Genomic DNA, 20148 nt, shown 5'->3' with positions numbered 1-20148 from the left:
TTCTGGAACGCAGTGTTGTAGTCCTTGTAGAAATCGCGCATCACGTCGTAGGAAACGTTGAGCAGCGTCGGTGCTGCCTGGGCGATGTTGGCCAAGGCCAGGCCGGCGGCGAGAAGTGAGGCGCCAAAGAGTTTTTTCACTGCGCATTCCTTGTTCTGTGGGGGTGTCGTGTCAAAAGTTAGGCGATTTGCCAGCGACTATAGCGGGCCTGGCATAGTCGCTTAAAGATTAAAAAGCTCTGTGCTTATTCCACTTTCTTGAACAGCTGACTGCCGCAGCGCGAACAGAACGCTGCGCTCTGCTCGTGGGTCTTTTTCTGACAGCCCGGGCAGTCATGTTGCAGCTGCTCGCCGCGCATGGCATTGGCCAGTTCTGCGGTAAAAATACCCGTGGGTACGGCGATGATCGAGTAACCGGTGATCATCACCAGCGACGAAATCACCTGGCCCAGCGGCGTCTTCGGCACGATGTCGCCGAAACCCACAGTGGTCAAAGTCACGATCGCCCAATAGATGCCTTTGGGAATGCTGGTGAAGCCATGTTCCGGGCCTTCGATCACGTACATCAGCGTGCCGAACACCGTCACCAGCGTGCACACGCTGACCAGAAACACGACGATTTTCTGCTTGCTGCCACGCAGCGCCGACATCAGATAGTTGGCTTGCTTGAGATACGGGCTGAGCTTGAGCACGCGGAAAATCCGCAGCATCCGAATGATGCGGATGATCAGCAGATACTGCGCATCGCTGTAGTACAGCGCGAGGATGCCCGGCACGATCGCCAGCAGATCCACCAGGCCATAAAAGCTGAAGGCATAGCGCAGCGGCTTGGGCGAGCAGTACAGACGCAGGATGTACTCGCCGAGGAAAATCGCCGTGAAGCCCCACTCGATATAGGCCAGAACGTCGGCGTAATTACGGTGAATGCTGTCGATACTGTCGAGCATCACGATCACCAGGCTGGCGAGGATGATCACCAGCAGGATGCCGTCGAAGCGACGCCCGGCCGGGGTGTCGCTCTGGAAAATCATGACGTAAAGCCGTTCGCGCCAATTGTTGCTGCTGTCCATGGATAACGCCTGAATCGAAGATCAGCGCAGCCTAGGGTGATTCTCCTCGTGAGCGCAAGACTCATGCGCGAGCGAAGCTTTGCCAAGCATTTGAATGCCAGCCCGGATCAACCAGCAGGCGAGGATGAACGGCGCGGTCAGCGTCGCCAATCCAAGGGCGGCAAACAGCGGCGTCACCAGCAGCGCCAGGACAATGGCGAGCAGCGGCAGCCACGGATTTTGTCGCTGAGCGCTGAAGGCGAGGGCGGCGAGTACGGCGTTATAGCCACCGAGCCCGAGCAGTGCGGCGGAGGTTTCGTGGTGCAGCAGGCTGGAACCGAGGCCGATCGCCGACGCCAGCAGCGCCCAGCAGAACGCACGGCGATCGGCGAGCAGCAAACCGCTGACGATCAACGCCCCGGCCAATGGATGGTCGAGGAACATCACCTGGCCAAATCCGCGCAGTTCAGCGGTGAGCAGATTTGTCGTGTTCAGGTCGACCGATGCCGCTGGCGCGAACGGCTCGGCGAACACCAGTAGCACCCAGCTGAGCGCCACGAACGGCGAGGTATACGCTGGTATGGCGCGACTGCGGTACACATGTTTGAGCCATTGCTGAGTGAGCATCGCGCTCAAGCCGCCCGCTGCAAGAATCAACGGCGGCAGCAGTGGCGACCAAGGGAAATACAGGCTCAGCAGCAGACCGAGCAGCACGCCGTTGTAGCTGAACAGCCCGGCCTGGCGATCGGCCTTGGCGTAGTTGCGCCGTTGCGCGGTGAGCAGACCGGCGACGCCACCAAGCAGCGCGCCGGCGAACAGCACCGGCGCGGTCAGCAGAATCGCCAACAGACACAGCAGGCCGCACAGCGGGTGGCGCTGAAAGAAAATCTGACTGAAACCGTTGAGCAAAGCCTCGGCCCAGTCGGGGCAGTGGGTGTTGAAGTGATTGGCAGGCATGTTGAGAAAATCTGGGCAGTTGGAACATCAAAAGGTCTTGCAAGTCCCTGTGGCGAGGGGATTTATCCCCGTTCGGCTGCGCAGCAGTCGTCGCTTTTTGAGGGTGTGACGGTTTCCACAGAGAAACCGCATTCTCCGATGGGGGGCCGCTTCGCAGCCCAACGGGGATAAATCCCCTCGCCACAAGCTTATGCACCCACTTTTAGGGTGGGTCAGATCAACGTCTCAATGCGCAGCGAATTGGTCGATCCCGGCTGCCCGAACGGCACGCCAGCGGTAATCAGCAGCGTGTCGCCACGCTCGGCCATGCCTTGCGCCTGAGCAATCTCCAGTGCGGTCGAGCAGACTTCGTCGACCTGACGCAGGCGATCGTTGACCACCGAATGAATGCCCCACGCCACGCTCAAGCGCCGCGCGGTTTGCAGGTTCGGCGTCAGATTGAGGATCGGTGCTTTCGGCCGTTCCCGCGATGCGCGCAACGTCGAGGCGCCGGACTCGCTGTAATTGACCAGCACCGCCACCGGCAGCACGTTGCTGATCCGGCGGATCGCACAGCTGATCGCATCGGAAACCGTCGCCTCGGCTTTCGGTCGACTGACGTCGAGCTGGGTCTGATAATCCGGGCCGTTCTCAACCTGACGGATGATCTTGCTCATCATCTGCACGGCTTCCAGCGGGTACTCACCGGACGCGGTTTCCGCCGAGAGCATCACCGCATCGGCGCCTTCGGCCACGGCGTTGGCGACGTCAGTCACCTCGGCACGGGTTGGGGCAGGGGAGAAACGCATTGACTCGAGCATCTGCGTCGCCACCACCACCGGTTTGCCCAGCGCACGGCAGGTGGTGATGATGTTTTTCTGAATCTGCGGCACGCTTTCCGCCGGCACTTCCACACCAAGATCACCGCGAGCGACCATGATGGCGTCGCTCAACTCAGCAATCTCACGCAGTTGCTCGACCGCCGAAGGCTTCTCGATTTTCGCCATCAGAAATGCCTTGTCGCCGATCAATGCGCGGGCTTCGACAATGTCCTGCGGGCGCTGCACGAACGACAGCGCGACCCAGTCCACACCCAATTCCAGGCCGAAGCTCAGATCGCGGCGATCCTTGGCGGTCAACGGGCTCAGGTCGAGCACCGCTTGCGGCACGTTCACACCTTTGCGATCAGACAGTTCGCCGCCGTTGAGCACGGTGGTGTCGATCGCATCGGCGTACTTGGTGACCACGCGCAGGCGCAGCTTGCCGTCGTCGAGCAGCAGATCCATGCCGGCTTCCAGCGCGGCAATGATCTCCGGATGCGGCAGGTTGACCCGGCGTTCATCGCCAGCTGTCGTATCAAGATCCAAGCGAAACGCTTGACCGCGATGCAACTGCACCTTGCCGTCAGCGAACTTGCCGACGCGCAGTTTCGGCCCCTGCAGATCCATCAGAATGCCCAGCGGGTAGTTGAGCTGACGCTCGACTTCGCGGATCCATTGATAGCGCTTGGCGTGGTCGGCGTGATCGCCGTGGCTGAAGTTCAGGCGGAAGATATTCACCCCGGCCTCGACCAGCTCGCGGATGTCGTTGATACCGTCGACGGCGGGGCCGAGGGTGGCGAGGATTTTGACCTTTTTATCAGGCGTCATGATTTGCAGTTCTCAAGGATCAGAATGGCGCGGAAGTCGTTGACGTTGGTGCGGGTCGGCTCGGTGACGATCAGCGCATCGAGCGCCTGGAAGTAGCCGTAGCCGTTGTTGTTATCCAGCTCGTCGCTGGCGCTCAAACCGAGGGCGGCGGCGCGGGCGTAGCTGTCCGGGGTCATGATCGCGCCGGCGTTGTCTTCCGAGCCGTCGATGCCATCGGTGTCGCCGGCCAGCGCGTAGACGCCGGGCTGGCCCTTGAGGCTGTCGGTCAGGCTGAGGAGGAATTCGGCATTGCGTCCGCCACGGCCATTGCCGCGCACGGTTACCGTGGTTTCACCGCCGGAGAGAATCACGCAGGGCGCCGCCAGTGGCTGGCCGTGGTTGATGATCTGTCGGGCGATGCCGGCGTGAACTTTCGCCACTTCACGGGACTCGCCTTCGAGGTCGCCGAGAATCAAGGTGCTGAAACCGGCCTGACGGCATTTCACCGCAGCCGCGTCCAGCGATTGCTGCGGGCGGGCGATCAACTGGAAATGACTGCGCGCCAGACTCGGATCGCCGGGTTTGACGGTTTCCGATTGCGGACTTTGCAGCCAGGTGCGCACGGAGGCTGGAATGTCGATGCCATAGCGTTTGATGATCGCCAGTGCTTCGGCGGAAGTGCTCGGGTCGGCCACGGTCGGGCCGGATGCAATGACGGTGGCGAGGTCGCCCGGCACATCGGAAATCGCGTAGGTGTAAATCGTCGCCGGCCAGCAGGCCTTGCCGAGGCGGCCACCCTTGATCGCCGAGAGGTGCTTGCGCACGCAGTTCATCTCGCCGATGGTTGCGCCGGATTTGAGCAGGGCTTTGTTGATCGACTGCTTATCGGCAAGGGTGATGCCTTCAGCCGGCAGGGCGAGCAGGGCAGAGCCGCCGCCGGAGAGCAGGAAGATCACGCGGTCGTCTTCAGTCAGGTTGCTGACCAGCTCCAGCACACGTTTGGCCACGGCCAGACCCGCCGCATCCGGCACCGGGTGCGCGGCTTCGACCACTTCGATTTTTTCGCATGGAGCGCCGTGGCCGTAGCGGGTCACCACCAGGCCGGTGACTTCACCCTCCCAGCAGCGCTCGACCACTTGCGCCATGGCAGCAGCGGCTTTGCCGGCGCCGATGACGATCACCCGGCCGGTACGATCGGCGGGCAAATGGGTTTCGAGGACTTGGTTCGGATGGGCCGCGTCGATGGCTGTGGCAAACAGCTCGCGCAGCAGTTGTTGCGGATCGACCGACATGGCGGGCTCCCAATCTTATTGTTCTTGGTTAATGCTGATGATCGTTCCCACGCTCTGCGTGGGAATGCCTCAATGGACGCTCTGCGTCCGCTTCGGCAGGGACGCGGAGCGTCCCGGGCTGCATTCCCACGCGGAGCGTGGGAACGAGCGACGGGGCAGGGTTTATTTTTTGTCGCGAATCGAGAAATTGGCCATGTGCTCAAGGCCCTTGATCAGCGCCGAGTGGTCCCAGTTGCTGCCACCGATGGCCGCGCAGGTGCTGAATACCTGCTGGGCATTGGCGGTGTTCGGCAGGTTGATGTTCAGTTCCTTGGCGCCTTGCAGGGCCAGGTTCAGGTCCTTCTGGTGCAGGCTGATGCGGAAGCCCGGGTCGAAGGTGCCTTTGATCATGCGCTCGCCGTGCACTTCGAGAATCTTCGAAGAAGCGAAACCGCCCATCAGCGCTTCACGCACCTTGGCCGGATCGGCACCGTTTTTCGAGGCGAACAGCAGGGCTTCGGCAACGGCCTGGATGTTCAGCGCAACGATGATCTGGTTCGCGACTTTGGCGGTCTGACCATCGCCATTGCCACCAACCAGGGTGATGTTCTTGCCCATGGCCTGGAACAGCGGCAGGGCGCGTTCGAAGGCATCGGCGTCGCCACCGACCATGATGCTCAGGGTGGCGGCCTTGGCACCGACTTCACCGCCGGACACTGGCGCGTCGAGGTACTGCGCGCCTTTCTCGTTGATTTTGGCGGCGAAGGCTTTGGTCGCGGTCGGCGAAATCGAGCTCATGTCGATGACCACTTTGCCTTTGCCGATACCGGCGGCAACACCGTCGGCGCGGAACAGCACGTCATCGACCTGCGGGGTATCCGGAACCATGACGATGATGAATTCGGCTTCCTGCGCTACTTCACGCGGGTTGGCCAGGGCGACGGCGCCAGCGGCGACCAGATCGGCCGGGGCCGCGTCGTGGTGTTGCGACAGGAACAGGCTGTGACCGGCTTTCTGCAGGTTCGCCGCCATTGGGTGGCCCATGATGCCGGTGCCGATGAATCCGATTTTAGCCATGAGAAAATCCTCTTGTTTTTGTCGTGCCCCCAACCCATGGCTGGTGAGCTTTTGTGGCGAGGGGATTTATCCCCGTTGGGCAGCGCAGCTGCCCCAGATTTTTTGCAATGCGTGGTCAGTCAGATTGCGTTGTGTGATTTCAACCAACCCAAGCCCGCTTCGGTGGTGGTCAGCGGTTTGTACTCGCAACCGACCCAACCCTGATAGCCGATGCGATCAAGGTGTTCGAACAGGAAGCGGTAGTTGATCTCACCAGTGCCCGGCTCGTTGCGCCCCGGGTTGTCCGCGAGCTGCACATGGTTGATCTCGCCCAGGTGCGATTGCAGGGTGCGGGCCAGATCGCCCTCCATGATTTGCATGTGATAGATGTCGTATTGCAGGAACAGATTGGCGCTGCCGACCTGTTCGCGAATCGACAGGGCTTGCGCCGTGTTGTTCAGGTAGAAACCGGGAATGTCGCGGGTGTTGATCGCTTCCATCACCAGTTTGATGCCCACCGCTTGCAGCTTGTCGGCGGCGTATTTGAGGTTGGCGACGAAGGTCTTTTCCACGGTGGCATCGTCAACGCCTTGCGGGCGGATACCGGCCAGGCAGTTGACCTGAGTGTTGCCCAGCACTTGTGCGTAGGCGATCGCCAGATCAACCCCGGCGCGGAACTCTTCGACCCGATCCGGCAGGCAGGCAATACCGCGCTCGCCCTTGGCCCAGTCACCGGCCGGCAGGTTGAACAGCACTTGGGTCAGCCCGTTGGCCTCGAGTTTTGCCTTGATTTCAGCCGAGCTGAAGTCGTACGGGAACAGGTATTCCACGCCACTGAAACCGGCCTTGGCGGCGGCGTCGAAACGGGCAAGGAAATCCTGTTCGGTGAACAGCATGGACAGGTTGGCTGCGAAACGCGGCATGGTGGTCTCCCGTAAATCTTGTGAGGTCCCCTGTGGGAGCGAGCTGTGGCGAGGGGATTTATCCCCGTTCGGCTGCGAAGCAGTCGTAAACCATTGTATGCGGTGTACCTGATACATCGCGGTTTCAGGTTTTGAGGCCGCTTCGCGCCCTAACGGGGATAAATCCCCTCACCACACAGGCTCGCTCCCGCAGGGAGAGCGGTCAGCAGTTAATCAAGCAACGAAATCGCCGTCGGCGCGTCATTGCCGACCAGTGCCAGGTCTTCGAACTCGTTGACCGCGTTGATCTCGGTACCCATGGAGATGTTGGTCACACGCTCCAGAATGATCTCGACGATCACCGGCACCTTGAACTCTTCGATCATCTGTTCGGCCTTGCGCAGGGCAGGGGCGATTTCCGACGGTTCGAACACACGCAGCGCTTTACAGCCGAGGCCTTCGGCGACTGCGATGTGGTCAACCCCGTAACCGTTGAGTTCCGGCGCATTCAGGTTATCGAAGGACAGCTGCACGCAGTAGTCCATTTCGAACCCGCGCTGGGCTTGACGGATCAGGCCCAGGTACGAGTTGTTCACCACGACGTGGATGTATGGCAGTTTGAACTGAGCGCCGACCGCCAGTTCTTCGATCATGAACTGGAAATCATAGTCCCCCGACAGGGCCACGACTTTGCGGTTCGGATCGGCCTTCACCACGCCCAGCGCCGCCGGAATGGTCCAGCCCAACGGGCCGGCCTGACCGCAGTTGATCCAGTGACGCGGCTTGTAGACGTGCAGGAACTGCGCGCCGGCAATCTGCGACAGACCAATGGTGCTGACGTAGCAGGTGTCCTTGCCGAACACCTGGTTCATTTCTTCATAAACGCGCTGCGGCTTGACCGGCACGTTGTCGAAGTGGGTCTTGCGATGCAGGCTGGCCTTGCGCTGCTGGCAATCCTGCAGCCAGGCGCTGCGGTTCTTCAGCTTGCCGGCGGCTTGCCATTCACGGGCGACTTCGATGAACACGGTCAGCGCTGCCGCGGCGTCGGAAACGATGCCCAGATCCGGCGTGAACACACGGCCGATCTGCGTGCCTTCGATGTCGACGTGAATGAACTTGCGACCTTCGGTGTACACGTCAACCGAACCGGTGTGACGGTTGGCCCAACGGTTACCAATGCCCAGCACCACGTCGGATTTCAGCATGGTGGCGTTGCCGTAACGGTGCGAAGTCTGCAGACCAACCATGCCGACCATCAGCGGGTGATCGTCAGGGATGGTGCCCCAGCCCATCAGGGTCGGGATGACAGGGATGCCGGTCAGCTCGGCGAACTCGACCAGCAGATCGCTGGCGTCGGCGTTGATGATGCCACCACCTGCGACCAGCAATGGACGCTCGGCCTGATCCAGCAATGCCAACGCTTTCTCGACCTGCACGCGGGTTGCGGTAGGTTTGGCCAGTGGTAGCGGTTGGTAAGCGTCGATGTCGAATTCGATCTCGGCCATTTGCACGTCGAATGGCAGGTCGATCAGCACTGGGCCTGGACGGCCGGAGCGCATTTCATAGAAGGCTTTCTGGAACGCGTAAGGCACCTGGCCCGGCTCCAGAACCGTGGTTGCCCACTTGGTCACTGGCTTGACGATGCTGGTGATGTCGACAGCCTGGAAATCTTCCTTGTGCATACGGGCGCGGGGTGCCTGACCGGTGATGCAGAGGATTGGAATCGAGTCGGCCGAGGCGCTGTAGAGCCCGGTGACCATGTCGGTACCGGCAGGGCCGGACGTGCCGATGCACACGCCGATGTTGCCGGCCTTGGTGCGGGTGTAGCCCTCGGCCATGTGCGAGGCGCCTTCAACGTGGCGAGCAAGGACGTGATCGATGCCACCTACCTTCTGCAAGGCGGAGTACAGCGGGTTGATCGCTGCGCCCGGGATGCCAAAAGCGGTATCAACCCCTTCACGGCGCATCACCAGAACGGCGGCTTCGATTGCTCTCATTTTGCTCATGGTTTTGTGCCTCTTTACGTTTTGTAATTGTATACAAGTGGCTTTGCGCAGAGTGTATTCACGGCGGACGGCGCAGGTCAATCCATTTTCTCAAGCGCCTGTTTCATTCGTCGGAAGCCCGCTGTGCTGTGGCTTTTCGTCGCATGTGGCGCTTTTCGAGAATTATTGTATACAAAAATATAACTCATTGTGTTCTATTTGTGTCACCGGACTGCGGCACAAACGCGCAGTCCCACGACTTTCCCTATAACAAAATGAGGACGGCACCATGAGCGCTTTAACCTTGAAAGTCGCAGTCAACCTGGTCAGCGAAGCCATCAACGCAGGACGCGGCATCAACGCCGCACCGCTGACTGTCGCGGTACTCGATACCGGTGGCCACTTGATCGCCCTGCAACGCGAAGACGGCGCCAGCCTGCTGCGCCCCGACATCGCCATCGGCAAAGCCTGGGGCGCCATCGCCCTGGGTAAAGGCTCCCGCCTGCTCGCCCAGGACGCCCAACAACGCCCGGCGTTTTTTTCGTCGTTGAACAGCATGGGGCACGGCAGCGTAGTGCCGGCACCGGGTGGCGTGCTGATTCGCAACCAGGCCGGTGAAGTGCTCGGCGCGATCGGGATCAGTGGGGATTTGTCGGATGTGGATGAGCAGGTGGCGATCAGAGCGGTGGAAGCGCTGGATTTGAGGGCGGATGGCGGGGTGGTTTCCTGATCTCTGGTGCTTGATCGATAGTCATCGCCGCCAAGCCAGCTCCCAGAAGTTTTTGCGTTGAACAATTAAATGCACGACACAAATCCCTGTGGGAGCTGGCTTGCCAGCGATGGCGGTCTGGCTGACACATCAAGAAAACAGACTGTTCCGTTGTAGTTGGCTTTGAGGTCTAGCCTTCCATCTGAACTCATCATGAAAGGGGCAATGGAATGCCTGATTTTCCTGCTTCACATCGCTTGCGTATCGGCCGCTATGCAGAGCCGAATCGAATTTACCTTCTCACCACCAACACACTGGATCGCGAGCCGGTATTTGCTGATTTCGCTTTGGGCAGACTGGTCGTTGCGCAATTTTGTCGTGCACATGACCTGGGGTTGGCGAAATCGTTGGCATGGGTTGTCATGCCTGACCATTTTCATTGGCTCGTTGAGCTTGAAAATTGCTCACTCAGCAAGTTGATGCGAGAAACCAAATCACTCAGTACGCGGGAGGTTAACCGTTCGACAGGTCGAACCGGGCCGCTCTGGCAGTACGGTTTTCATGATCGGGCGCTGAGGAGGGAAGAAAATCTGGAGAAAATGGCGCGTTATGTTGTGGCCAACCCATTGCGGGCGGGCCTGGTAGATACGATTGCCGACTATCCGTTGTGGGACACCATTTGGATTAGAAATGAAACCGAGTTGCCGCCATCGCTGGCAAGCCAGCTCCCACAGGATTCCATGTTGTTTATTGATTCCGAATCCAACCCATAAATCTGTGGGAGCTGGCTTGCCAGCGATAGTCGCGCCTCGGTGTATCAGTCCGGCTCACACCCCTTCAACACCAACCGGATAATCGTCTGCGCCGCCGCTTCATAATCAGCCTCATCCAGCTTGTCCTTCCCGGTCACTGCGGAAATCTGCCAGTCGAAGTCGGCGTAGGTCTGGGTCGCGGCCCAGATGCTGAACATCAGGTGGTTGGGGTCGATCGGGGCGATCTGGCCGCGGTCGATCCAGCTCTGGATGCAGGCGATGTTGTGCTTGGCTTGGGCGTTGAGCTGCTCGACCAGGTCGGCGCTCAGGTGCGGGGCGCCGTGCATGATTTCGCTGGCGAACACCTTGGAGGCGTAGGGCAGGTCGCGGGAGATGCGGATCTTCGAGCGGATGTAGCCGCTCAGCACCTCGCTCGGCACGCCGTCCGGGTTGAACGGGGTCGAGGCCTGCAGAATCGGCTCGATGATGCTTTCCAGCACCTCGCGGTAGAGGTTTTCCTTGGATTTGAAGTAGTAGTAGACGTTGGGCTTGGGCAATCCCGCCTTGGCGGCGATGTCGCTGGTTTTGGTCGCCGCGAAGCCCTTGTCGGCAAACTCTTCGCTGGCGGCGCGCAGGATCAGTTCTTTGTTACGCTCGCGGATTGTGCTCATAAACCCGGTGGTTCCTTGCCTGTTCTGGCGGTGGCGCATGGTAGCACCGGCCTTGAGCGGCGCTCAACAATACAGCCTGTGGCCGGCGGTCGCGTTATGCTTGGCAACATTCATACACAGAAGGAAACAGGATTCATGGCAGGAAGCAGTTTGCTGGTGCTGATCGATGACATCGCCACCGTTCTGGATGACGTTGCATTGATGACCAAGATGGCCGCGAAGAAGACCGCCGGGGTGCTCGGTGATGATCTGGCGCTCAATGCCCAGCAGGTTTCGGGCGTGCGCGCCGAGCGGGAAATTCCCGTGGTCTGGGCGGTGGCCAAGGGCTCGTTCGTCAACAAGCTGATCCTCGTGCCGTCGGCATTGGCGATCAGCGCTTTCGTACCGTGGCTGGTGACACCACTGTTGATGGTCGGCGGCGCGTACCTGTGCTTCGAGGGTTTCGAGAAGCTCGCGCACAAGTTTCTGCACAGCAAAGAGGAAGACGAGGCAGAACACGCACAGTTGACCGAAGCAGTGGCCGATCCGGCGACCGATCTGGTGGCGTTCGAGAAGGACAAGATCAAAGGCGCGATCCGCACTGACTTCATTCTCTCGGCAGAAATCATTGCGATCACCCTCGGCACCGTGGCAGATGCCTCGCTGACGCAGCAAGTGGTGGTCATGTCCGGCATCGCCATCGTCATGACCGTGGGCGTTTACGGTTTGGTGGCGGGCATCGTCAAGCTCGACGATCTCGGGCTGTGGCTGACGCAGAAGCCCGGGCAGCTGGCGAAAAAGATCGGCGGCGGCATTCTCAGCGCCGCGCCGTACATGATGAAAACCCTGTCGGTGGTCGGCACGGCGGCGATGTTCCTGGTCGGCGGCGGCATCCTGACCCATGGCGTGCCGGTGCTGCATCACTGGATCGAAGGTGTTGGCGCAGCGGCAGGGAGCGCCGGGTTCGTCGTGCCGATGCTGCTCAATGGTGTTGCGGGGATTATTGCTGGCGCAGCGGTGTTGGCGGTGGTTTCGGTCGTAGGCAAGCTCTGGAAAGCGCTGAAGGGTTAATCAGCAACGCATAACAAATGTGGGAGCGAGCCTGCTCGCGAATGCGGTAGTCCAGTCAATATTGATAAAGACTGATACTCCGCGTTCGCGAGCAGGCTCGCTCCCACAGTGTTTTCCGGCAGCCGATTTACTCGGCGATCTGCAACTTGCGCGCTTCGGTGTACACGTACCGCACTTTCTCGTACTCGAACGGCGAGTTCATCTGACCGTAGCGGAAGCTGGTCTGGTAGCGCTTGTCGATCGCACGCAAAGCCCAGACTTCCGGGTGGTTGGAGCTGACTTCCGCGACGTTGAGGAAGTTGATCGCAGTGTCGGCGGTGTAATCCACGGCCAGACCTGCGGTGTCGCGGATGTTCGACGGGCCGAAGATCGGCAGTACGAAGTAGGCGCCGCCCGGTACGCCGTAGAAGCCCAGGGTCTGCCCGAAGTCCTCGTTCTGGCGCGGCAGGCCCATGGCGGTGGCCGGATCCCACAGACCGGCGATGCCAATCGTGGTGTTGAGCAGCAGGCGCGCGGTGGTTTCCATCGAGCGCTGGCCCTTGAACTGCAACAGGCTGTTGACCAGGTTCGGCACGTCACCAATGTTGTTGAAGAAGTTGCTCACCCCGGTACGCACAAAGCTTGGCGTGATGTAGCGATAGCCATCGACTACCGGCAGGAACACCCACTGGTCGAAGCGGTAGTTGAAGTGGTAGACCCGGCGGTTCCACGATTCCAGCGGGTCATATACGTTCAGCGCGTTGAGCGTCGAACGTTCGAACTCGCGCTGGTCCAGGCCCGGGTTGAACTTGAGTTTGGTCAGCGGTTCCTTGAAGCCGTCGCTGTCGACCACTACCGGGGCATCGGCTTTACTGTTGTCGGCCTGGGCCACGCCTGCACAGAGGAACGCTGCAATCAGCAGGAGATATTTAGCCACGGAAGAACTCCAGCATGGCGTCGCTGTTGACGCGATAGTTAAGGTTGCCGCAGTGGCCGCCCAGTGGATAAACGGTCAGGCGATCACCGAAGGTTTTACGCAGGAAGCCCAGGTCGCCAGGGCCGAGGATGACGTCGTCGGCGTTGTGCATGACGGCGATTTTAGGGCTGTCGTGCAGGTAATCCTTGAGCGCATACAGGCTGACCTGATCGATCAGTTGCAGCAGGCTGCCGCCGTCAGTGCGCGCGCGCCACATCGGAATGACCTGCTCGGTGATGTAGCAGTCGAAATCGCATTGCAGCGCACGCTTGAGGAACGGCGTGAGGCTGGTGCCTTCGGTGATCGGGAATTTCGGCGGGGTGATCAGGCCGCGACGGTTGACCAGGTCCGAGGTGTAGGCAATGTCGGCCGCCGAGAAGCGGAACGACGTGCCAATCAGCATGGCCATCTGTTCGTTGGTCAGGTGCTGCTTGGACTGCTGGAAGTCATACAGCAGCGCATCGTTGAGGTCGATGTAGCCTTTCTGCTGGAAGTAGCGGGTCAGCTTGCTCAGTACCAGTTCATAGAAGGTGGTGCTGTTGTTGATGCCTTTCACCTCGGTCTGTACCAGCTTGTCGAGGTTGGTCACCGAGGTATAGAGGTTGACCGGCGGGTTCAGCAGCAGGACTTTCTTGAAATTGAAACTGCGGCGCGTCTCGTCCAGATGCGCGACGAATGCAGCATCGAGGGCGCCGAGGCTGTAACCGGTCAGATAGTACTCGGTGACCGGCAGTTTCGGATTCTGCGCCCGCACGGCCTGCATCACCCGATACATGTCTTCGGCATCTTCCTTGGTCACGCCCGGGGTGGCGAAACGCGAGGCGGCGCTGATGAAGTCGAAGCTGGTCGGCGACGACAACTGCACGACATGGTAGCCGGCCTTGTAATACAGCTTTTTCAGGTATTCGTTGAGCGTGCTGTCAAAGCGCGCACCGGTGCCGGCGATCAGGAAGATCAGCGGCGCCGGTTTGTCCTGCGTGGCGATGCGGTAAGTGAGCTTCTTCACTGCCCAGAAATTGTCCGGCAGCTGGAATTCACGCTCCGGGCGCAGGGTGAGGCTGCGGTCCGTTTGATTGATGTCGTCGTCCAGCGGCAACTCCGGACGCAGATCCGGCGGTGTCGTGGCGATCGTCGCCTCGAACGGGTTGGTCAGCGGGTAGCCATAGCTGGCGGCGTCGATATCCACCGCCAGCGCGGACGCACTCAAGATAAGGCCGCTGAACAGCGCGGCGAAGCGCAAGGAACGGAGCATGACTAGATCCCTTAGAGGAAGGTGCCGATTGAAGTTCGCAGGCTATGACCACCGGCCGTGCGCCAAAGTGCCATGCTGCGGCACCAAACAGGCGGAATTAGGGGTAATAGTAGCTGGACGATACACGTTGCGAGGGCTTGCTGAACAGTTAACAGTTGTTAGTGCTTGCGAATGCCGGTCGGCAGATTAAGCTGGCCGCCGATTTCCGCAGATTGGAGTGCCCCATGTCCCGCCGCTTGCCCGTGATTGTGCTGCTTGTTTTGTTGCCGCTATGGCTGGCCGCCAGTTATGCCGCGCGCTATGGCTTCATGGAAGACGGGCAGTGGGTGGGCATCTGCGTCGACGAGGCCAGTCGTTGGGAATGCCTGGTGCGGTCGAATCTGGGGCTGATGATCCATTTCAGGGTGTTGGGCTGGGCGGCGGTGGGTGCTGCGGTATTGGCATTTGTCGTGCCGGGACGGGCAGGGTGGTCGCTGGCGGTGCTGGCGCTGGTGTTCGGCCTGCCGGCGTTGGCGTTGTACAACACGACGTTGGCGGTGTTTGCGGTGGTGATTGCCGGGTTGCGCCTGGTCAGATCCTCACGCAGCGCGTGACAGAAGAGATCGCAGCCTTCGGCAGCTCCTACAGTTGCATGCCGTACACCTGTAGGAGCTGCCGAAGGCTGCGATCTTTTGATCTTGCTCTTGCTCAGCCTCTGCGAACCCGCAGGCAGCGCCACAACGCCACCACCATCAAACCACTCACCAGCGCCCAGCCCCACGCCTGCTGATTCAGCAGCCCTTCCTGATATAACTGCGGTGCAATCCCGGCTCCGACGATAAAGGTCAGCAGAGCAATCTCCCGGCGCGGCACGCTCACCGGGCGGCACAGGTAGACCAGCGCCGGCAGGACGAACGCCATGCTGGCGAAACTGCGATAACGCGGATCGAAGACCATCTCCAGCATCATCACCGCCGCGGCAAAACCGGCCGCCGCGACCAGCCAGCCGGCGCGCCGCTCGAGGAACTCGAAGGCTCGCGCGCGCCAACCGTTGCGTGCGCTCAACGTCAGCGCGGCATGCGCGAGCACCAACAGATTCAACCCGGTCAGCAAGCCGACCCACAGCCATTCCCCGGCAAATCGTGTGGTCAATCGAGCCAGATCGCCCCAGGCGCCAATCGAGCAAGCAGCGACGGCGCCCAGCAGTGGCAGCACAAGCGCCGAACGTGTGCTGCGCACGCGTCCACCAAGCATCAGCGTGCCAAGGAAAATCAATCCGCCTACCGCCAGCCATTCTTTCCAGTACGGCACGTTGCTCACCGGCCCAGCGAGTACGCCTTTGTCCTGCCGATCGGCATCGAACAGGCCCCAGTAGCCGCCGACCGCGCCTTCACTGCCGCGCTTCCACGGTTGATCGAAGGCTTCGATCAGGTTGTAACGCCAGCCTTCCTGCTCGGCCATCGCCACAAAGCCACGAATGAATTTTGCCTCGTTGACCCGGCTCGGTACGGCTGTTTCACGCTGACGGCCTTCGCTCGGCCAGCCGGTTTCGCCAATCATCACGTCTTTGGGCGCGAACTTGTTGCCGAACACCTGACGCACATCCGCCACATGCCGCAGCGCCACGTCGATGTTCGACGGATCGTCTTCCCAGTACGGCAGCAGGTGAATGGTCAGAAAGTCCACGGCCGGGGCGATTTCCGGATGCTTGAGCCAGAATTCCCAGACATCGGCGTAGGTCACCGGTTGCTTGACCTGGCTTTTGACCTTGTTGATCAGCCGGGCCAGTTGCGCGCCGGTGACCTCTTTGCGCAGCAGCGCTTCGTTGCCGACGATTACGGCTGTGACCACGTCGGGGTTGGCATTGGCCGATTTGATCAGCAGCTCGACTTCCTGCTCGGTGTCGATCGGGTTGCTGTTGACCCAGGCGCCGATCATCAACTTCAGACCGTGTTTGCGCGCCAGATCGGGCAGGGCTTCGAGCCCGGTCATCGAGTAGGTGCGGATGCATTCAAAGCGCGTCGCCAGCAGCGCGAGGTCGGCGTCCATGCGCTCGGGGCGCAATTTGAACGGCACGTCGAACGGCGATTGGTCCTTGTCGAACGGCGTATAGGAGGCGCACTGCAATTTGTGTGTCGGCGTTGCAGCGTCCGGCAAGATCACCGGTTGGCCGAGGCCATACCAGAAACCGCCAAGGGCCAGGAGCCCGAGCAGGCAGGCGAACAGATAAGGCAGAAAAGGAAATCGGGACGTTGCGGACATGGTCAGGCCGAGTGGCTGCAAAGCGACGCATGTTACCTGCATTTATACAAGGGCAGGTGGCTCGCAGGCGTTGTACATGCAAAGTTCGGGCGGATTGTCTGGCGTCAATTAATCTCGCTTGATTAATGGCTTTCTGATGTCGTTTCTCGCTGCCTTGAGGTCGCTGACAGAGCAGGTCGCCGGCCGCTTGAGGTTGATGATCAAACCATCAGTACCCTTTTTGAAAAATCGGCTGATGTTCGGTGTGTGAGGTCCGGCGTGATGGGGGCGCTGTGCACCATAACAATACGTTGACGATGCCCGGCATCCGTCGGGCGCAGCATTTCGGGGAAGTAAACGATGAAGATGCGACGACTTTTAAGCGCAGGTGCCGCTCTGGCGCTTGCGATGAGTTCCACTTTCGCCAACGCTGAAAAACAGACCCTGAACATCGGTTACGTTGACGGCTGGTCCGACAGCGTCGCGACCACTCACGTGGCGGCCGAAGTGATCAAACAGAAACTCGGTTATGACGTGAAGCTGCAGGCCGTCGCCACCGGGATCATGTGGCAGGGCGTGGCCACCGGCAAACTCGACGCGATGCTCTCGGCCTGGCTGCCCGTGACCCACGGTGACTATTGGACGAAAAACAAGGATCAGGTCGTCGATTACGGCCCGAACTTCAAGGACGCGAAGATCGGCCTGATCGTGCCGGAGTACGTCAAAGCCAAATCGATCGAAGACCTGAAAACCGACGACACCTTCAAAAACCGTATTGTCGGCATCGACGCCGGTTCAGGCGTAATGCTCAAGACCGATCAGGCGATCAAGGATTACGGTCTGGACAAGTACAGCCTCAAGGCCAGTTCCGGCGCCGGCATGATTGCCGAGCTGACCCGCGCCGAGAAGAAAAACGAATCCATCGCCGTCACCGGTTGGGTGCCGCACTGGATGTTCGCCAAGTGGAAACTGCGCTTCCTCGACGACCCGAAAGGCGTGTATGGCCAGGCTGAAACCGTGAACAGCATCGGCAGCAAAGGCCTGGACGCCAAGGCGCCGGAAGTGGCCAAGTTCCTGAAAAACTTCCAGTGGGCGTCGAAAGACGAAATCGGCGAGGTCATGCTGGCGATTCAGGACGGCGCCAAGCCTGATGCTGCGGCCAAGGACTGGGTGGCCAAACACCCGGATCGTGTAGCTGACTGGACCAAATAATTTAAACACCGCCACACCCCTGTGGGAGCGAGCCTGCTCGCGAATGCAATCTGTCAGTTGATGCGATATCGACTGATACGACGCCTTCGCGAGCAGGCTCGCTCCCACAGTTGTTTTTGTGTGTGCTTGAAAATGGCCAAAACATCATGGCCATCTACTACTAAGGTCGTCTGGAACCTCTCTCGCAGCCGCATACATTAGCTACGTTCCAACAATAATTTGTGCTGCGAGGATAAAAACAATGAACGACAGCATTTACCTCTCGATTCAAAACAGTCCCCGATTCAAGGAGCTGGTTCAGAAAAGGGAACGATTCGCCTGGATTCTCTCGGCAATCATGCTCGGGCTGTACTCCGCATTCATCCTGCTGATCGCATACGGGCCGCACGTGCTCGGGGCGAAACTCAGTCCTGAATCCTCGATCACCTGGGGCATCCCGATCGGTGTCGGCCTGATCATTTCAGCCTTCGTCCTGACCGGTATCTACGTGCGCCGCGCCAATGGCGAGTTCGACGACCTGAACAATGCGATTCTCAAGGAGGCTCAGCAATGATCCGGCGTCTACTGGCTCTATTGAGTGTTGCGGCTTTCGCGCCGAGTGTCTGGGCGGCTGACGCGTTGACGGGGGAGGTGGCCAAACAGCCGCTGAACATCCCGGCGATCCTGATGTTCGTGGCCTTCGTCGGCGCGACGTTGTACATCACCTACTGGGCTTCGAAGAAAAACAATTCGGCCGCCGATTATTATGCGGCGGGCGGCAAGATCACCGGTTTCCAGAACGGCCTGGCGATCGCTGGCGACTACATGTCGGCGGCGTCCTTCCTGGGTATTTCCGCGCTGGTGTTCACCTCCGGTTACGATGGCCTGATCTACTCGATCGGCTTCCTCGTGGGCTGGCCGATCATTCTGTTCCTGATCGCCGAACGCCTGCGCAACCTGGGTAAATACACCTTTGCCGACGTGGCGTCCTACCGCCTCGGGCAAACCCAGATTCGCACCCTGTCCGCCTGCGGTTCGCTGGTGGTGGTGGCGTTCTACCTGATCGCGCAAATGGTCGGTGCCGGCAAGCTGATCCAGCTGCTGTTCGGCCTCGATTACCACGTTGCGGTGATTCTGGTCGGCGTGCTGATGTGCATGTACGTGCTGTTCGGCGGCATGCTCGCGACCACTTGGGTGCAGATCATCAAGGCAGTGTTGCTGCTGTCCGGTGCCTCGTTTATGGCGCTGATGGTGATGAAGCACGTGGGCTTCGACTTCAACACGCTGTTCTCCGAAGCGATCAAGGTTCACGCCAAGGGTGAGGCAATCATGAGTCCCGGCGGTCTGGTGAAGGATCCGATCTCGGCATTCTCGCTGGGTCTGGCGCTGATGTTCGGTACCGCTGGCCTGCCGCACATTCTGATGCGCTTCTTCACCGTGAGTGACGCCAAGGAAGCGCGCAAGAGCGTGCTGTACGCTACCGGTTTCATTGGCTACTTCTACATCCTGACCTTCATCATCGGCTTCGGCGCGATCCTGCTGGTCAGCACCAATCCGGCCTTCAAAGATGCAGCGGGCGCCTTGCTCGGCGGCAACAACATGGCGGCGGTGCACCTGGCCAACGCGGTGGGCGGCAGCATCTTCCTTGGCTTCATCTCGGCAGTGGCGTTCGCGACCATTCTGGCTGTGGTAGCCGGTCTGACGCTGGCGGGTGCTTCGGCGGTTTCTCACGACCTGTACGCCAGTGTCATCAAGAAGGGCAAAGCAAACGAGAAGGATGAGATTCGCGTGTCGAAGATCACCACTATCGCCCTGGCGGTGCTGGCGATTGGTCTGGGCATTCTGTTCGAAAGCCAGAACATTGCGTTCATGGTCGGCCTGGCGTTCTCCATCGCGGCGAGCTGCAACTTCCCGGTACTGCTGCTTTCGATGTACTGGAAGAAGCTGACCACTCGCGGCGCGATGATTGGTGGCTGGCTGGGTCTGGTGAGTGCTGTTGGTCTGATGATCCTCGGCCCGACCATCTGGGTGCAGATTCTGCATCACGAGAAGGCGATCTTCCCTTACGAGTATCCGGCGCTGTTCTCGATGATGATTGCGTTCATCGGGATCTGGTTCTTCTCGATTACCGACAAGTCGGCGGCTGCGGACAATGAGCGGGCGCTGTTCTTCCCGCAGTTTGTGCGTTCGCAGACCGGGTTGGGGGCGAGTGGGGCGGTTTCGCACTAAGAGATCAGCTGTAAGCTGCAAGCTGCAAGCTGCAAGAAAACGCCCTGATTGAGAGATTGGGGCGTTTTTTTGTGGGCGGTTATCGGTTGGTTTGGTGTGTATATCCGTTGCTGCGGTAACGGCGGCTTAGGGTTTTGCCCTTACGGCGAGTCACCTTTTCCAAACGCCGGAGTGCCGGCCCAGCAAAAAGGTAACCCAAAAGGCTTGCTCCTACGTTCAGCCCTCGCAGGCTCGGGTTCCTTCGCTCCGGGACTGATCCGGGCGCAGCGGCTCCGGTTTGCTTCGCTGCACCT

17 protein-coding genes and 2 pseudogenes are annotated in these 20148 nt (G+C 60.0%); 7 read left to right on the top strand and 12 right to left on the bottom strand.

Annotated features, from left to right (window positions below; translation table 11 throughout):
• The 8 genes and pseudogenes from D8U60_RS05585 to gcl form a co-directional block, all read right to left on the bottom strand.
• A pseudogene (locus tag D8U60_RS05585) lies at positions 1-140 on the bottom strand (sulfate ABC transporter substrate-binding protein); the annotation flags it as partial.
• A 104-nt stretch (positions 141-244) separates the two neighbouring features.
• Complete coding sequence (locus D8U60_RS05580) at positions 245-1069, bottom strand: ion transporter (RefSeq protein WP_016771032.1); 825 nt, start codon at positions 1067-1069, stop codon at positions 245-247.
• A gap of 21 nt (positions 1070-1090) precedes the next feature.
• Positions 1091-2005, bottom strand: coding sequence for an urea transporter (locus D8U60_RS05575; protein WP_130899660.1), 915 nt, complete (start codon positions 2003-2005; stop codon positions 1091-1093).
• A 212-nt stretch (positions 2006-2217) separates the two neighbouring features.
• The gene (gene pyk, locus D8U60_RS05570) at positions 2218-3633 is read right to left on the bottom strand and encodes a pyruvate kinase (RefSeq protein WP_110601122.1); all 1416 of its coding nucleotides are present in this window, start codon (positions 3631-3633) and stop codon (positions 2218-2220) included.
• Complete coding sequence (locus D8U60_RS05565; RefSeq protein ID WP_130899659.1) at positions 3630-4904, bottom strand: glycerate kinase; 1275 nt, start codon at positions 4902-4904, stop codon at positions 3630-3632. The genes pyk and D8U60_RS05565 overlap by 4 nt, the downstream gene beginning before the upstream one ends.
• A gap of 162 nt (positions 4905-5066) precedes the next feature.
• Complete coding sequence (locus D8U60_RS05560) at positions 5067-5960, bottom strand: 2-hydroxy-3-oxopropionate reductase (RefSeq protein WP_056783869.1); 894 nt, start codon at positions 5958-5960, stop codon at positions 5067-5069.
• Between the two features lie 119 nt (positions 5961-6079).
• A complete protein-coding gene (gene hyi / locus D8U60_RS05555; RefSeq protein WP_056783872.1) occupies positions 6080-6862 on the bottom strand; it encodes a hydroxypyruvate isomerase in 783 nt (260 codons plus the stop codon).
• A 209-nt stretch (positions 6863-7071) separates the two neighbouring features.
• On the bottom strand, positions 7072-8847 hold the full coding sequence (gene gcl / locus D8U60_RS05550) for a glyoxylate carboligase (protein ID WP_042607573.1): 1776 nt from the start codon (positions 8845-8847) through the stop codon (positions 7072-7074).
• 268 nt (positions 8848-9115) lie between these two features.
• Here gcl and D8U60_RS05545 point away from each other — a divergent pair, with 268 nt between their 5' ends.
• Together D8U60_RS05545 and D8U60_RS05540 are read left to right on the top strand one after the other, a co-directional pair.
• A complete protein-coding gene (locus tag D8U60_RS05545; protein WP_130899658.1) occupies positions 9116-9556 on the top strand; it encodes a heme-binding protein in 441 nt (146 codons plus the stop codon).
• 209 nt (positions 9557-9765) lie between these two features.
• Positions 9766-10221 (top strand): annotated as a pseudogene (locus D8U60_RS05540) (transposase); the annotation flags it as partial.
• A gap of 131 nt (positions 10222-10352) precedes the next feature.
• Here D8U60_RS05540 and D8U60_RS05535 read toward each other — a convergent pair.
• Positions 10353-10958, bottom strand: a complete 606-nt coding sequence (locus tag D8U60_RS05535; RefSeq protein WP_042607576.1) for a TetR/AcrR family transcriptional regulator — start codon at positions 10956-10958, stop codon at positions 10353-10355.
• A gap of 135 nt (positions 10959-11093) precedes the next feature.
• Between D8U60_RS05535 and D8U60_RS05530 the strand changes: the two genes are divergently transcribed.
• On the top strand, positions 11094-12008 hold the full coding sequence (locus tag D8U60_RS05530; protein ID WP_130899657.1) for a DUF808 domain-containing protein: 915 nt from the start codon (positions 11094-11096) through the stop codon (positions 12006-12008).
• 127 nt (positions 12009-12135) lie between these two features.
• Here the strand turns inward: D8U60_RS05530 and D8U60_RS05525 are convergent, their stop codons facing one another.
• Positions 12136-12924 carry a VacJ family lipoprotein gene (locus tag D8U60_RS05525; protein ID WP_024012144.1) on the bottom strand — a complete coding sequence of 263 codons (789 nt, stop codon included), beginning with the start codon at positions 12922-12924 and terminating at the stop codon, positions 12136-12138.
• Complete coding sequence (locus D8U60_RS05520) at positions 12917-14215, bottom strand: serine protein kinase PrkA (RefSeq protein ID WP_016771020.1); 1299 nt, start codon at positions 14213-14215, stop codon at positions 12917-12919. Before D8U60_RS05520 ends, D8U60_RS05525 begins: the two co-directional genes overlap by 8 nt.
• Before the next feature lie 224 nt (positions 14216-14439).
• On the opposite strand from D8U60_RS05520, the gene D8U60_RS05515 reads away from it, so the two are divergent.
• Complete coding sequence (locus D8U60_RS05515; RefSeq protein WP_130899656.1) at positions 14440-14808, top strand: hypothetical protein; 369 nt, start codon at positions 14440-14442, stop codon at positions 14806-14808.
• A gap of 94 nt (positions 14809-14902) precedes the next feature.
• Here D8U60_RS05515 and D8U60_RS05510 read toward each other — a convergent pair whose 3' ends face one another.
• On the bottom strand, positions 14903-16498 hold the full coding sequence (locus D8U60_RS05510) for a beta (1-6) glucans synthase (RefSeq protein ID WP_130899655.1): 1596 nt from the start codon (positions 16496-16498) through the stop codon (positions 14903-14905).
• 297 nt (positions 16499-16795) lie between these two features.
• Between D8U60_RS05510 and D8U60_RS05500 the strand changes: the two genes are divergently transcribed.
• The 3 genes from D8U60_RS05500 to D8U60_RS05490 all read left to right on the top strand — a co-directional run bounded on the left by D8U60_RS05500 (position 16796) and on the right by D8U60_RS05490 (position 19855).
• Complete coding sequence (locus D8U60_RS05500; protein ID WP_130899654.1) at positions 16796-17647, top strand: glycine betaine ABC transporter substrate-binding protein; 852 nt, start codon at positions 16796-16798, stop codon at positions 17645-17647.
• A gap of 241 nt (positions 17648-17888) precedes the next feature.
• Positions 17889-18200 (top strand): DUF485 domain-containing protein, encoded by a 312-nt coding sequence (locus D8U60_RS05495; protein ID WP_016771016.1) that lies wholly within the window; start codon positions 17889-17891, stop codon positions 18198-18200.
• Complete coding sequence (locus D8U60_RS05490) at positions 18197-19855, top strand: cation acetate symporter (RefSeq protein WP_016771015.1); 1659 nt, start codon at positions 18197-18199, stop codon at positions 19853-19855. Before D8U60_RS05495 ends, D8U60_RS05490 begins: the two co-directional genes overlap by 4 nt.
• Positions 19856-20148: the final 293 nt, after the last annotated feature.

Source organism: Pseudomonas sp. Sample_11 (genome assembly GCF_004307505.1).
Lineage (GTDB): Bacteria > Pseudomonadota > Gammaproteobacteria > Pseudomonadales > Pseudomonadaceae > Aquipseudomonas > Aquipseudomonas atacamensis.
The sequence above is the reverse complement of the archived record's forward strand: the minus strand, read 5'-3'. Positions and strand labels throughout refer to the sequence as shown.